Genomic DNA, 12,986 nt, shown 5'->3' on the forward strand with positions numbered 1-12,986 from the left:
TCAGATCCCGATGGCATGTAACAACAAGGCAAGCCCCGCCCAGGCGAGCATACTGCCCAGCATGGCCCAGCGTATCGCACCGGTCGCCAGGTACTGCACAGACTCGCGCTCGCTGTGCCTGAGGCGTCCCGGCCAGGCATACAGGCAAACCGGCAGCATGCCGCCCATGACCAGCACCCAGGCTTTGATGGAGCACAGCAGATAGGCCCACGGGTTCAAGGCCAGCAGCACGGCGTCCAGCAGCCCGGAATACGGCGTCTGATCCTGCAAGGTGGTGACCAGCATGGCAGTGAGCAGCACCGTGACCGAACCCAGCGCCGCCATGGCGAACGCCACCGCTGCATGCGCATACAGGCTGGGGATGGCCGGGAACGCCGCCGGGCCATAGCCCGCCAGTCTCAAACCCTCGAACCCACCGTCGCGCTGACGCTGGTGCAGATCACTCGCCAGCAAGGGTGCGGCATGCAGCAAGACGACCAGCGCCACCATCAGCGGGGCGATATGCAGTACCCAGCTTTGCCATAGCGTGGTGAGCGCCGTCAGGTGAGCGCTACCCAGCACGGATGCCAGGCTGTGGAACAGCACTACCGCGAAGATGGCCGCGCCCAGCAACACATACGGCAAGGCATGGCGATGAGCCTGGGCGTACACCTGCCAGAAATAGGCGCGTGGCAAAGGCAGACTGCAGGCAGCGCGCGCATGCCAGAGCAGTTTCAGTGTGCCCACAATTGCAGTCCCTCCTGCTCGGGTCGTTGGCTGGCCACTTGCTCCCATAGCAGGCGGGCATCATGGTGGTAACCGGCACGTTCCAGCTCGGCGGCCTGCATGACACGCATGGCCGCATCGGCCTCCCCGGTAAAATAGTCGGCATAACCTAGGTCTTCCGCAGCGAGCACCTCGAACTCCGCAGTTTTGACTGCGCCTGGCTTGCCCAACTCCTCCAGCACCCAGGTGTAACGGCCCGCTGGCAGCGGTGTAGCCAGGGCATGGCGGACATCCGTGGTGCTGACATCCAGCAAGGGGATCGCGTCATGCGCCGCCATCAACCGCACTCGGAAACTGCCACTGCCCTGCCAGCGCAGCGTCACGCGGTATGGCAGCACCTTCTCATCCACAGGGCCCAGCATGCGCAGCTGATCGTTGCTGCGCATCACCACCGCCCCCAGCGCCATGCGTTCCCGATGGGCCGGTTCGATGGCGGCCAGCGCCTGACCTGCGCCCTTGTTCGAGCTTAATGCCCGCGGTGGCGCACCACTGACGCTTTTAGGGGCATCCGTCGCCAGCATCAGGCGGGCCGGGCCGTCCACCTGCCAGCGCTGCGAAGTGCCCAGATACACCAGCTGCAACTGCGCCCCGGCGGCCAGCGTGATATCTGCCTGTGCTGGCAGATAATCCAGCATGCGCACCGGCTGGCTGGCACGGCCCTTTTGTTCACTCACGACCTTGCCTTTGGCATCCACCACCACGGCCAGATCCTGTGCCCAGCCCAGCACGGGCAGCATCAAGACCAATATCAAGACCGTTCTATTCAGTTGATCACGCATGATGCTCTCCTTATTCCCATACCAACTCGTGGTAGCTGGCCGCCGTACCGGTCTGGCCTATGCCCTTGAATGCCACGGCCTCACCGATGGCGCGGCTGACACGCACCGTCATGTCGCGGCCTTCGGGTGGCGCAGCGGCCAGCTGTTCGGCCTGCTCGATCGCCTGCCCCATCACCACGAAGGGATAAGCGCCGCGTATGCTCACCTGCCCACTCAGCAAGGGGCCGGCCGCCAAGCCCATGGAGACCTTGATGTGCAGACCTGCAGCCGTGATCGGGCGGCTCCACACCGCAAACGAGCGCTGCAGCTGCAGCGCCGCTTCCAGCGCAGCCTGTTCAGGCGCAGGCAATGGCACCGGGATACCGAACCAGGCCGACACCTCCTGACCGTGCAAGCGGTCCAGCATGCCACCGGCGTGCTCCACCGTGTCTTTCACGGCATCGTAGAACACCGCCAGCGCATCCAGCCGGTGTGCCTGACCGGACAGCGTACCGGCATCCTCCAGATGCAGCCGGATCACCAGCACGGCCCCCGCCGTCTGGCGCGGCACCAGCTCGGCACTGGGGGCGCTGGAACGGGAATGCAGGATGTTGTTGAGCATGGCCGGACTGACATGGCCTGCGAATGCCTGGGTCAGGCGCTTGCGGTGATGGGACAGACGGCGGCTCTCCAGCGCCTGGCGCGACACATAGGCGGTCTTGGCTGCCAGGATCATGCCAGCCGGCATCAGCACATGGCCCAGCCACAGCACATACAGGCAGGCGATGGGGATCAGCAGGAACAAGGACCAGTAAACGATGTTCTTCTTGAGCCCATAACCGAACCAGCACAGGCAACAGGCCACGATCAGCAGCCATTCCAATGGCTGTGACACCTGCTTGAGCAAGCCCTGGTTCAACAACGCGCGTAGCAGCTGGGCATGCACCATCACACCTGGGATACGGCTGTTATCGGGCTCTTGCGCAAACAGCGGGGCGGGTACTTTCAATCGGTCTTCCAGCGGCAGCACCAGCCCCACCAGCACCGGCTTGCCCTGGAACCAGTCACGCAGGCCATCCACATCGCCACGCTCAAACCTTGCCAGCACCTCGTGCATGGGGATGTAGTGCATGGCCGCACCGCGCCGGAAGTCGATGAGCCCATGACCACGCTCGGGCACTTGCAGGCGCTGTGCCATACGCGCCGCCAGCCCCTGATTGCGGCCCTGCGCCGAGCACAGCGAGGACTGCTGACGCCGCACCACGCCGTCCTCGTCCCAGCACAGCAAGGCAGACGCCAGCTGCCAGGGCTCCATCAGCGCAGTATAGCCAGCAAAGATAGGACGCGGACGCAGTTGCTCGTCCAGCGTCTGCGCGAACACCAGCGGCATGCGGTCACGTGCCTCCAGGATAGGCAGCATCAGGGCCCGGTCTATGCCCGGCACAACGGTCTCATAAGATTTGGCTGGCAGGACCACATCGACCCCCACCACACTGGGCTGCGCCTGCAGCAGCGCTTGCAGCAGACGCCCCAGGTGCGGATGCCACAAGGCGAACGGTTCCGGAAACTGCCTGAACGTGGCCTCATCGATGCCGATGACCACCACCTCGTTGGCCAGCGGCGGCGTGGACATGCGCCGCAGGGTACGCACCCCGGCATCGTACAAGCGCCATTCCGCACTCTGAAAACTGGCAATGGATTGCACGCTCAGAGCAAACGCACACAAGGCCAGAAAGACCAGGCCATGCACCCACAAGCCGCCTTTTAACAGCCATAACTCAAGTTTTTCGTATAAGGATGTGAATCGGGCAGGCATATCGGGTACGCGGTTCGCTTGATCCTAGCTGTTCAACGTAACTTGCCAGCCGCAGCACGTGCCCGTTCTGCGGCCTGACGGTATTGAGCGGCCTTGGCCACATCGCCTGCGGCGGCATGCGCCTCGGCAAGCAATTGCAGATCCAATGCGATACGCGGCGGCAGACCGAGCCGCTGGTCGATCGCTAACGCCTGCTCCGCTGCCAGGATGGCAGCCTGCGCCTGCTGCAACTTGAGCTCGGCCTGAGCCAGCACACGCAAGGCATTGGCCTGCTCGCGCGGCTTGTCTGCGGCCAGCAGACTGGCCTGACTGGCTTTATCCTTGCCCTCGACCCAGGCGCCGCGTGCAAGGGCGATGCGGGCTTGCAGCACGGTCAATGCGGCGTGGTCGGGGCAGCGGCTATGGCATTCCGTCTGCGCCTGCAGCGCAGCGGTAGCGGCGGCTTCGCTATCCCCTTGCGCCAGCCACAACGATGCTTTGCGCCCCAGCAACTGCGACCTGTCAGCAGCGCTTAATGCCAGATCCGTCGTCAGGGCCTGCTGCACGCATTGCATGGCCTCCTCGACCCGGCCAGATTCCGACAATGCACGACTCAGCCCCAGTACCGCCTGGGTGCGCTGCGGCAAGGCATACAAACCGTCATACAGCACGATGGCCTGCTGGAACTGCTGCACAGCGCGTTCCGGCTGCCCGAGTGCCAGCGCACGGCTGGCGGCATTGAAGCGCTGGTCTGCCTGCTGGTGCGTGGCACTGACAGGCGCGCCTTTGCTGGCACAAGCGGCAGCCAGCCACATCATTACCAACAGTACGCCCAGCAGGGTTGGCTTGACTCGCTGACTCATGGCGGACTCGCCTCGAAACTGTCCAGCCGGGGTGGCGCATCGACCTGGACCTGCAGCATGGTGCTGAACGGCCAGCTATGCCGCAGCCCGTCCGACATGACAGCGGCGTCTTCCGCCACATGCCGGCCTGCACGTAGGGCGGGTGGGATGTTCTGATTGAGTTCGCTCAGCAGCAGATTCACCTGCACACTGCTCTGCCTGGCCTGCCCCAACACTTCTTGCAGATCACCCAGCAGTTGGCCACGCTGTGCCGCGATGTCTTCGATCAGCGCGTTGGCATGGGCACTGCTCTGCCTGACGTTGGCGGTGGTGCTCTCCACGTTGCGCGCCACTTGCTGCGCCTGCTGGCGCAAGCCCGGCATGGCCTGCACGGCTTGCTGGGTGATGGCGCCGACATCGGTCAGGATGGGGTCTATCTTACTGAGCGTGCTGTTCATCTGATCCAGGGTCTTTTTGGCGGTGAGCAGCATGTCCTCCAGCTCCTGGCCAGTCTCCAGCATCAAGGTCTTGCCCGCCGACAAGCGGGTCTTTTCCTTGAGGTTGGGATAGAGGTCGATATGCTTGTTGGCGACCGGTGTATCGCGCCCCACTTTGGCGACAGTGTCGCTGCTCAACAGATTGAGACGCGCGGTCTCGATACGCAGCCTGGCGCGCACCGTCAGGTCGCTCTGCAACTCGACGGCATCCACCTCGCCGACCTGAAAGCCGCGCAGGCGCACCGGCGTGCCCAGGTTCACGCCTGCAGCCGCCTGCAGTTCGATATACACATGGCTACTGGGGGTGAACACGCCTTGCCGGTATGCGCTCAAGGCCATGAGCAGCAGCAGCGCCAGGCAGGCGATGATCCAGCCGGACTGGCTGCGCCATGTCGGGCTGGGCTCCAAACCTGAAGTTGGCTGCGCCTGGAGATGCGCTGGCATGGTCAAGGGATAACCTCCTCCTCGGCATGCGCTTCCAGCCATGCCAGCTGTCGCCAGGGGAATTGCTGGGCATAAGCCTGCTGGAACTGCGCCGCCTGCAAGCTGCCGATCGGCCAGTCACTGCGCTGCAACTGCAACACCCTGGGGTTGCAGAGCAGCGCCCGCGAGATCCAGATCTTGGCACGCTCGGTCGCTGACACCTGTTCCGGGAAGCTGTGTGCCAGTGAGGGCCAGTCTATAGGCGCGCCACAGCGCATGAACAGCTGGTCCAGCTGCTGTATAGCGACCGGGTTGGGAGGCGCATGACCTAAATGCGTGGCGATGAAAAGATTGTCCAGCAAGGACAGGTCGAACATCAGGCCGGGGCGCGCCAGGATGGTGTGTGCGTTCACAGGCCGCCCCGCGAGCAAGGAGAACGTTTCGGCATCAGGGCGTGGTGGGTCGTGCAGGAACACAGATGGCAATGAGCAGGCCCATAAGCAGGCCAACAAGTAGTGCCTGGCTGGATGAGCACGCAGGTGCGCGCTCCCCGGCTGGCTGGATACGGTAACAAGCAACCCTTCATTTCCAGCTCCCCCACTGAAAAGAAAGCATCTCTACGCGATATCAGGGGCGTAGGCCGCCTGCTCGCCATGCTGTTGTGCTACACCAACAATCTCATTGTTATCGGCAAAGCCGGGCGTCCCGCTCTGCCTGTCCCCCTGCTGGCCCGGCGATCACTGCCGCCTTGAGATGGCAACATCAGGATGACAAACCCGATAGTAACCCTGTTTTCTGCCAGCTTCCAGCGATGCGTGCAGGCGGCACAAGCCACCACCAGCCTATACTTGCTTTGTTTGCAGGAACAGCGTCATCCCAGAAACCTGCGCAGTACACTAGAATGCCGCTTGGACTTCACCTCTCAACACCTCCATGCAACGAAAGTGAGTTTTTATGGCCGTTGGTATCCTCGCCATCCTCGATGACATCGCCACCATTCTGGACGATGTCGCCACGCAAGCCGCTGCACCATTGAAAAAGACCGCAGGCATCATAGGCGACGATCTCGCCGTGAATGCCAACACCGTCAATGGCATCGCCTCGGAGCGCGAATGGCCGGTGGTGCTGTCCATCTTCCTGGGCTCGCTGGCCAACAAGATCGTGCTGGCGCCACTGATCGTGCTCATGAGTGTCTACCTGCCCTGGCTGATCACCCCCTTGCTGATACTGGGCGGCATCTACCTTTGCTACGAAGGCGGTGAAAAACTGTTCCACCGCAAGAGCAAAGAAGATAGGAACCATGAGGCGGACCTGAAAGTCGCGTTCCAGTTATCGGCGGATGACATGCTGAAGGTGGAACGCACCCGCATCCGCAGTGCCATCATGACCGACATCATCCTCAGCTTCGAGATCCTGATGATCATGCTGTCTGCATTGGGCGACATGGACGCGATGACTAAATTCTTCTACCTGCTGGGATTGGGCGTGCTGGTCACCGTGCTGATCTACGGCTTTGTGTATGGCCTGCTGCGCATGGACGACCTGGGGGCAAAGCTGGTGCAGGCAGCGGGCTGCATCCGCCAACGCATAGGCGGCTGGCTATTGAAAGCCATGCCCTGGACGATGCGCCTGCTGGGCATCGTCGGCGCTGCTGCCATGTTCGCGGTGGGGGGCGGGCTGATCAGCCATAACATCGAAATCGTTCACGAGCTTCTAGCAAAAGCGCATGCCTGGAACATCCCTGCCATGCTGACAGAAGCGGTGTTCGGTGTGATGGTGGGTGGGGTGATGGTGGTGCTGATGAAGCTTAAGAACTTAACGCGTTAATCATGATAGCTTAACTGCCAGACTGCAGGGATTGTTGGCCCTTCCCTGCTCGCGGACTCAAAAACTGGCCGGACTCAAAGACCGACCCTGACAATGTGATAGTGGAGCCGCATGCTCGAGCATATCACTTAGCAATAGCATCATTATTGGCATAAAATGATGCCAATTTCGATGCGCAAAGGACCAGGCATGCGTACAACGTTAACCATTGATGATGATTTGTTGGCTGAAGCGGTTCAGTTAAGCGGGATCAGCGAAAAGTCTGCTGTGTTACGCGAGGGATTAAAAGCCTTGATCGAACGCGAGAGTGCCAAGCGGCTGGCGCGCCTGGGCGGCTCCGAACCCGAGTTGACAGCCCCTGCGCGTCGCCAGCGTGATGCTGCGTGAACGTTCTGGCAGATACCTCAGTTTGGGTTGACCATCTGCGCGACGGCGATGCCGAGCTGGCTGTTCTGCTGCAGGCAGGGCGTGTGTGCTGTCACCCGATGATTTTGGGCGAACTGGCTTGTGGCAACTTGAAGAACCGTCATGAAGTACTTGGTCTGTTACGCAATCTCACTTCAGCCACCGAAGCCAAACATGAGGAAGTGTTGCAGCTGATTGAGCGTTACAGCTTGATGGGTAAAGGCATAAGCCTTGTGGATGTGCATTTGCTGGCGGCTTGCATGCTGACAGCCGAGACCAGGCTGTGGACTCGGGACAGGCGCCTGGCGAGTATTGCGCAAGCAATGGATTTGGGATTTATCGCGGCGCATTGAGTTGGATATATGCGCCTGAACGTTGCTGGCGGAAGCTCAGGGATTCGAACCCTGGATACCTTGCGGTATGCTAGTTTTCAAGACTAGTGCAATCGACCACTCTGCCAAGCTTCCGTGTTGCTAACGACAACTAACTTGAGTGATTCATACCACTCAGTCTTATTTCTTGCTAAATCAAGATCTCGACGATTTTCTCTTGCTACTGCCGAGTGGCAATCTCTCGACAGCGTCAAAAGGACGCGCATTCTATCATTTGCGCGTCAATATCGCATCAATCGTCCTCGACGATCATGCCCGGGAACAGCACATCGGTGAAACCGAAGCGACTGAGATCACGGATGCGCATCGGGTAGAGGACACCCTCCAGGTGGTCGCACTCGTGTTGCACCACGCGCGCGTGAAAACCACTCACCAGCCGGTCGATGGGCTTACCGTACTGGTCGAAGCCGGTGTAATGCAGGCGCGTGTAGCGCGGCACCACGCCACGCATGCCAGGCACGGATAAGCAACCTTCCCAGCCCTCTTCCATCAGCTCGCCCACCGGGTTCAGCACCGGGTTGATCAGCACGGTGTAAGGCACTTGTTCGGCATCCGGGTAGCGCGGGTTGGAACCCACGCCAAAGATCACCACGCGCAGGCTGACGCCGATCTGCGGGGCGGCGATGCCTGCCCCGTTCATGTGCGCCATGGTGTCCTGCATGTCCTGGATCAGCGCGTGCAGCTCTGGCGTGTCGTACTTGGCCACCGGGGCGGCTTTCTGCAGCAGCACCGGATCGCCCATGCGTAATACCTCTCTAATCGCCATGCATGGTCACCACGTGTTCGATCAATGTGCGTACGCGTTGCATGGTGCCTTCCAGCACCACGCCCACGTCTTCGTAGCGGATGCCATGCTGGCTGCTGCCGCGGCCGGCGGCATGGTTGGCCACCGGGCACAGGGCGGCGTAGCTGATCTCCAGCTCACGCGCCAGCGCGGCTTCCGGCATGCCGGTCATACCCACCATGGTGGCTCCATCACGTTCCAGCCGGTTGATCTCGGCGGCAGTTTCCAGACGCGGACCCTGCACGCAGGCATAGGTGCCGCCCATCACCACCGGCTCGCCGAGCTTGCGCGCGGCCAACTGCACCAGACGCCGCATGTTGGGGCAGTAAGGTTCGGTGAAATCGATGTGGCGTACCGGCAACTCCACGCCATCATGAAAACTGGTCTTGCGGCTGTGTGTGTAGTCGATGATCTGGTCTGGCACCGCGATGCTGCCGGGTGCCAGGTCTGCGTGTATCCCCCCCACCGTGGCGATCGCCACGATGTTGCACACGCCTTCGCTGTGCAGCGCCCACAGGTTGGCACGGTAGTTCACGGCATGCGGCGGGATAGTATGGCCACTGCCATGACGTGCCAGGAACACCACGGGGCGACCACCCACCTCGCCAAAGGTCAGTGGTGCGGAAGGCTCGCCATACGGGGTGCGTATGATCTGCCTGCGTGTCACCACCAAGTTGGCCAATTGCGTGAGTCCGGTACCGCCTATGATGCCCAGCATGAATCTTCCTTGAAAATACGCATGTTGATGAAAATACGCATGTTGATGTTAGCGAAACTCCAGCCCTGCGCCTGTTGGATGCCAGCGCACTGTGAGTAGGACGAGAGTGTAGCGCGAGCGCCTGCCTGTGCCCAGTGCAGCACTGCACGGTGTGGCATTTTCACCATCCCCCGTCACGCCCCCAAAACGGCTACCATAGCCTGCAACAGGCGTCCGGCGGGCTTTATGACCGCGATTTATGGCATACTGCAAGCCTCATGGAAGACCATCACACCCCCCAGCAGCAAAGCTTCACCCAGGCCATCAGTGCGCGCCTTGCACGCGATCATTACGAGAATTTCCCGGTGGCTTCCTTGCTGTTGCCACGCCGTTTGCGCGAACCGATCCAGCTGATCTACAGCTTTGCGCGTCAGGCGGATGACTTTGCCGACGAAGGCGATCTCAGCAACGAAGAGCGCCTGCAATTGCTGGATGGCTACCGCAACGAACTGGACCGCATCAAGGCAGGCCGCGAACCACATACTGCCCTGTTCGTGGCGCTGGGCGAGACCATAGAACAGCATCAACTGCCCTTGCAGCCTTTCTATGATCTGCTATCCGCCTTCAGTCAGGATGTCACCAAGCAGCGTTATGCTGATTTTGGTGAACTCATGTCGTATTGCCGCTGGTCTGCCAACCCGGTGGGACGCTTGTTGCTGCACCTGTATGGCGAGGCTACACCACGCAATATCGGCATGGCCGATGCTGTCTGTTCTTCATTGCAAATCATTAACTTCCTTCAGGATGTGAATGTCGATTACAAGAAAGGCCGCATCTACCTGCCGCAGGATGAACTGAAGAAATATGGTATCCAGGAACAGCAGATCGCGGAGGGCACGGTCACACCACAGTGGCGCATGCTGATGGAGTTCCAGATCCTGCGTGCCACCCGTCTGCTGCAGTCTGGCGCCCCGCTGGGCATGGCCCTGCCCGGCCGTATCGGCCTGGAGATGCGCACCATCATCGCGGGTGGTGAACGCATCCTGCACAAGCTGCACAAGACGCGTGGCGACATCTTCGCTGAGCGCCCTGTCCTGCAAACGCGTGACTGGGGTTATATGCTGTACCGCGCCATCCGCCGTAAATAACATGACACCACAAGCCTATTGCCAGGAAAAAGCCGCTGCCAGCGGCTCCAGTTTCTATTACAGTTTTTTGTTCCTGCCCAAACCCAGGCGCGAAGCCATCACGGCACTGTATGCCTTCTGCCGCGAGGTGGATGACATCGCCGATGAGTGCAGCGACGCCGCTATCGCCGCCAACAAGCTGGCCTGGTGGCGCAGCGAGATCGCCAACCTCTATGCAGGCAAGCCGCAGCACCCGGTCAGCAAAGCCCTGCAGCCTGCCATCGCCAGCTATGGCCTGGCCGAGGAGCATTTGCAGGAGATCATCGATGGCATGGGCATGGATCTGGAGCAGAACCGTTATGCCGATTTCAAATCACTGCAGCTGTACTGCTACCGCGTGGCCAGTGTGGTGGGCCTGCTGTCGGTCGCCATCTTCGGTTACAGCAACCGCCAGACCCTGAAATATGCGCATGACCTGGGCATGGCCTTCCAGCTGACCAATATCATCCGCGATGTGGGGGAAGATGCCCGTCGTGACCGCATCTACCTGCCGCAAGACGAACTGGCGCGTTTCGGTGTCAGCGAAGCGGATATCCTGCATGGCCGCCGCTCGGATGCGGTACGCGCGCTGCTTGAGTTCCAGATCGAACGCGCCGAGCACTATTACGACCGTGCCCTGCGCAACCTGCCAGCCGAGGACCAGCATGCCCAGCGCACCGGCCTCATCATGACCGCCATCTACCGCACGCTGCTGCGCGAGATACGCAAGGACGGCGCGGATCAGGTGCTGAATGCCCGCATCTCACTGACCCCGTTGCGTAAGCTGTGGCTGGCCTGGACCACCTGGCTGCGTTACTGATCAGCCCATTGCCGTGCCCGTCACCATGCTGATCACCATGAACACCCCCCCTGCATGAGCAAGCACCAGGACAGCATCGCCATCATAGGCGGCGGCTGTGCCGGGCTGACGGCGGCTTATCAGCTGGCGCAGCAAGGCGTGCCGGTCACGGTTTATGAAGCGGCCGCCCAGCTGGGTGGTCGTGCGCGCATGGTGCACTGGCAAGGTCTGGCGCTGGACAATGGTCAGCACATCCTGAGCGGGGCCTACAGCCACACCCTGCGCTTGCTCGCTGCCTTGAATGTGGATACCGACAGCGCGCTGCTGCGTCAGCCGCTGCAACTCAGCATCGCCGACCTGTCATTGCGCTGTCCTTCCTGGCTGCCAGCGCCATTCAACTTGTTGTATGGCGTGCTGGCTGCGCGCGGGTTGAGCTGGGCGTCGCGATTGGCGATACTCAGGCTGATGCGCCACCTGCAGCAACAGGGCTTCAAGCTGGAGACAGACCAGCCCCTGCTAGGCTGGCTGCAAGCGCAACATCAGCCCGCACAGTTGATCAACAAGCTGTGGGAGCCCTTGTGTCTGGCCATCATGAACACGCCCATCAGCATTGCCAGTGCGCAGGTGTTCGTGCATGTGTTGCGCGACTGCTTCAGTACATCTCCCCGCGCCAGCGACTTGCTGCTGCCACGTGTCGATCTGACGGCTTTATTGGCAGACCCGCTGGCGCATGCCATTGAAGCTGCCGGAGGCAAGGTACATCGTGCCCGCAAGGTGCTTCGCTTGCGGCGCGATCACGCCGGTCACTATGTGATCGGCACCGCACTGGGCGAGCAGCAGCATGCGCAGGTCATTATCGCTGTCGCCCCCTTCCATGTGCCGGAACTGCTTGCCGGGCTACCAGCGCTATCCGCCTGGTCCGGCCTGTGCGCGCAATTCGACTATCAGCCCATCTATACGGTGTATCTGCAATACCCGGAAAGCACCGTGCTTGCCGAACCCATGCAGGGGCTGCTGGATGGCGATGGTCAGTGGGTGTTCGACCGTGGCCAGCTCTACGGTCAGGCCGGCTTGCTGGCGGTGGTGATCAGTGCCAGCGGGCCGCATCAACGCCGGAGCCAGCCAGATCTGGCGCTGGCGGTACACCAGCAATTGCAGGAATTGCAGCCCGACCTGGCCGAGCCGCTGTGGAGCAAGGTGATCGCCGAGAAACGTGCCACCTACAGCTGCGTGCCCGGGCTGCAAGGTCCAGAGCCGCTGCCCGCACAGCATGGAGTGTTCCTTGCTGGGGATTATTGCGAGCCCGACTATCCTGCCACCATCGAAGCGGCCGTGCGTAGCGGCATGCGCACTGCACAACAGTTGATGGCACAGCGCGTGCACCGTCAACATAATGGAGAACCGCTATGAGTGCGTCCGTGATGGATTTCTTGCTGCACTGGGGCATCATGAGCTTCAGCCTGTGGGTCGCCAGCCGACTGTTCAAGGGGCTGACCTTTGACAGCGGCCCGGCCCTGCTGGTATCCGCCCTGCTGCTTGGCTTTGTGAACGCGGTGCTGCGCCCGCTGTTGCTGTTGCTGACCTTTCCGCTCACCTTGTTGAGCTTTGGCCTGTTCGCACTGGTGATCAACGCGCTGATGCTGATGCTGGTGGCCGCGCTGGTCAGTGGCTGCCGCGTGTCCGGCTTCTGGACCGCCTTCTTCGTCAGCATCTTCATCGCCGTGTTCAGCTTTGTGATCGAACTGCTGCTGCCCAGTCAGGGGGTGGCCATCATCCCCGCTGCCAATACCATCATGATATAAAAAAACCGAAGACCCTCGGGCCTCCGGCTTTCCT

Annotated in this window: 15 protein-coding genes and 1 tRNA gene; 7 read left to right on the forward strand and 9 right to left on the reverse strand. The window is 61.3% G+C overall.

Translation table 11 applies throughout. The annotated features are described in order from the left end of the window. The 6 genes from ED236_RS01470 to ED236_RS01495 are packed head-to-tail and all read right to left on the reverse strand — an operon-like array spanning position 1 to position 5,493. Positions 1 to 726 carry an ABC transporter permease gene (locus ED236_RS01470; protein ID WP_162299563.1) on the reverse strand — a complete coding sequence of 242 codons (726 nt, stop codon included), beginning with the start codon at positions 724 to 726 and terminating at the stop codon, positions 1 to 3. After that, positions 714 to 1,544 carry a hypothetical protein gene (locus ED236_RS01475; RefSeq protein WP_123236165.1) on the reverse strand — a complete coding sequence of 277 codons (831 nt, stop codon included), beginning with the start codon at positions 1,542 to 1,544 and terminating at the stop codon, positions 714 to 716. The genes ED236_RS01470 and ED236_RS01475 overlap by 13 nt, the downstream gene beginning before the upstream one ends. Before the next feature lie 10 nt (positions 1,545 to 1,554). Beyond that, positions 1,555 to 3,339 carry a CHASE2 domain-containing protein gene (locus tag ED236_RS01480; RefSeq protein ID WP_123236166.1) on the reverse strand — a complete coding sequence of 595 codons (1,785 nt, stop codon included), beginning with the start codon at positions 3,337 to 3,339 and terminating at the stop codon, positions 1,555 to 1,557. A 32-nt stretch (positions 3,340 to 3,371) separates the two neighbouring features. Continuing rightward, complete coding sequence (locus ED236_RS01485; protein WP_148042225.1) at positions 3,372 to 4,181, reverse strand: tetratricopeptide repeat protein; 810 nt, start codon at positions 4,179 to 4,181, stop codon at positions 3,372 to 3,374. Beyond that, a complete protein-coding gene (locus tag ED236_RS01490; protein ID WP_162299564.1) occupies positions 4,178 to 5,101 on the reverse strand; it encodes an MlaD family protein in 924 nt (307 codons plus the stop codon). The genes ED236_RS01485 and ED236_RS01490 overlap by 4 nt, the downstream gene beginning before the upstream one ends. A gap of 2 nt (positions 5,102 to 5,103) precedes the next feature. Then, positions 5,104 to 5,493 (reverse strand): hypothetical protein, encoded by a 390-nt coding sequence (locus ED236_RS01495; protein ID WP_148042226.1) that lies wholly within the window; start codon positions 5,491 to 5,493, stop codon positions 5,104 to 5,106. Between the two features lie 541 nt (positions 5,494 to 6,034). Here ED236_RS01495 and ED236_RS01500 point away from each other — a divergent pair. The 3 genes from ED236_RS01500 (at position 6,035) to ED236_RS01510 (ending at position 7,665) form a co-directional block, all read left to right on the forward strand. Then, the gene (locus ED236_RS01500) at positions 6,035 to 6,907 is read left to right on the forward strand and encodes a DUF808 family protein (protein WP_123236170.1); all 873 of its coding nucleotides are present in this window, start codon (positions 6,035 to 6,037) and stop codon (positions 6,905 to 6,907) included. Positions 6,908 to 7,096: 189 nt separating this feature from the next. After that, complete coding sequence (locus ED236_RS01505) at positions 7,097 to 7,294, forward strand: type II toxin-antitoxin system VapB family antitoxin (protein WP_123236575.1); 198 nt, start codon at positions 7,097 to 7,099, stop codon at positions 7,292 to 7,294. After that, positions 7,291 to 7,665 (forward strand): type II toxin-antitoxin system VapC family toxin, encoded by a 375-nt coding sequence (locus tag ED236_RS01510; RefSeq protein WP_123236171.1) that lies wholly within the window; start codon positions 7,291 to 7,293, stop codon positions 7,663 to 7,665. The genes ED236_RS01505 and ED236_RS01510 overlap by 4 nt, the downstream gene beginning before the upstream one ends. 26 nt (positions 7,666 to 7,691) lie before the next feature. Here ED236_RS01510 and ED236_RS01515 read toward each other — a convergent pair. The 3 genes from ED236_RS01515 to ED236_RS01525 form a co-directional block, all read right to left on the reverse strand. After that, positions 7,692 to 7,779, reverse strand: a tRNA-Ser gene (locus tag ED236_RS01515). 157 nt (positions 7,780 to 7,936) lie between these two features. Then, positions 7,937 to 8,470: a peptide deformylase gene (gene def, locus ED236_RS01520; RefSeq protein ID WP_123236172.1), complete on the reverse strand. Its 534-nt coding sequence runs from the start codon at positions 8,468 to 8,470 to the stop codon at positions 7,937 to 7,939. Further along, entirely contained in the window at positions 8,460 to 9,206 is a 747-nt protein-coding gene (locus tag ED236_RS01525; RefSeq protein WP_123236173.1) for an S-methyl-5'-thioinosine phosphorylase, read from the reverse strand. Before ED236_RS01525 ends, def begins: the two co-directional genes overlap by 11 nt. Positions 9,207 to 9,463: 257 nt before the next feature. On the opposite strand from ED236_RS01525, the gene hpnC reads away from it, so the two are divergent. The 4 genes from hpnC to ED236_RS01545 are packed head-to-tail and all read left to right on the forward strand — an operon-like array spanning position 9,464 to position 12,952. After that, entirely contained in the window at positions 9,464 to 10,333 is an 870-nt protein-coding gene (gene hpnC / locus ED236_RS01530) for a squalene synthase HpnC (protein WP_123236174.1), read from the forward strand. Position 10,334: 1 nt separating this feature from the next. Next, positions 10,335 to 11,171 (forward strand): presqualene diphosphate synthase HpnD, encoded by an 837-nt coding sequence (gene hpnD / locus ED236_RS01535; RefSeq protein WP_123236175.1) that lies wholly within the window; start codon positions 10,335 to 10,337, stop codon positions 11,169 to 11,171. Positions 11,172 to 11,225: 54 nt separating this feature from the next. Continuing rightward, the gene (gene hpnE / locus ED236_RS01540) at positions 11,226 to 12,560 is read left to right on the forward strand and encodes a hydroxysqualene dehydroxylase HpnE (RefSeq protein WP_123236176.1); all 1,335 of its coding nucleotides are present in this window, start codon (positions 11,226 to 11,228) and stop codon (positions 12,558 to 12,560) included. Beyond that, entirely contained in the window at positions 12,557 to 12,952 is a 396-nt protein-coding gene (locus tag ED236_RS01545; RefSeq protein WP_123236177.1) for a phage holin family protein, read from the forward strand. The genes hpnE and ED236_RS01545 overlap by 4 nt, the downstream gene beginning before the upstream one ends. The last annotated feature ends 34 nt before the right edge of the window (positions 12,953 to 12,986 follow it).

It is taken from the genome of Pseudomethylobacillus aquaticus, assembly GCF_003730115.1.
Classification (GTDB): Bacteria; Pseudomonadota; Gammaproteobacteria; order Burkholderiales; family Methylophilaceae; genus Pseudomethylobacillus; species Pseudomethylobacillus aquaticus.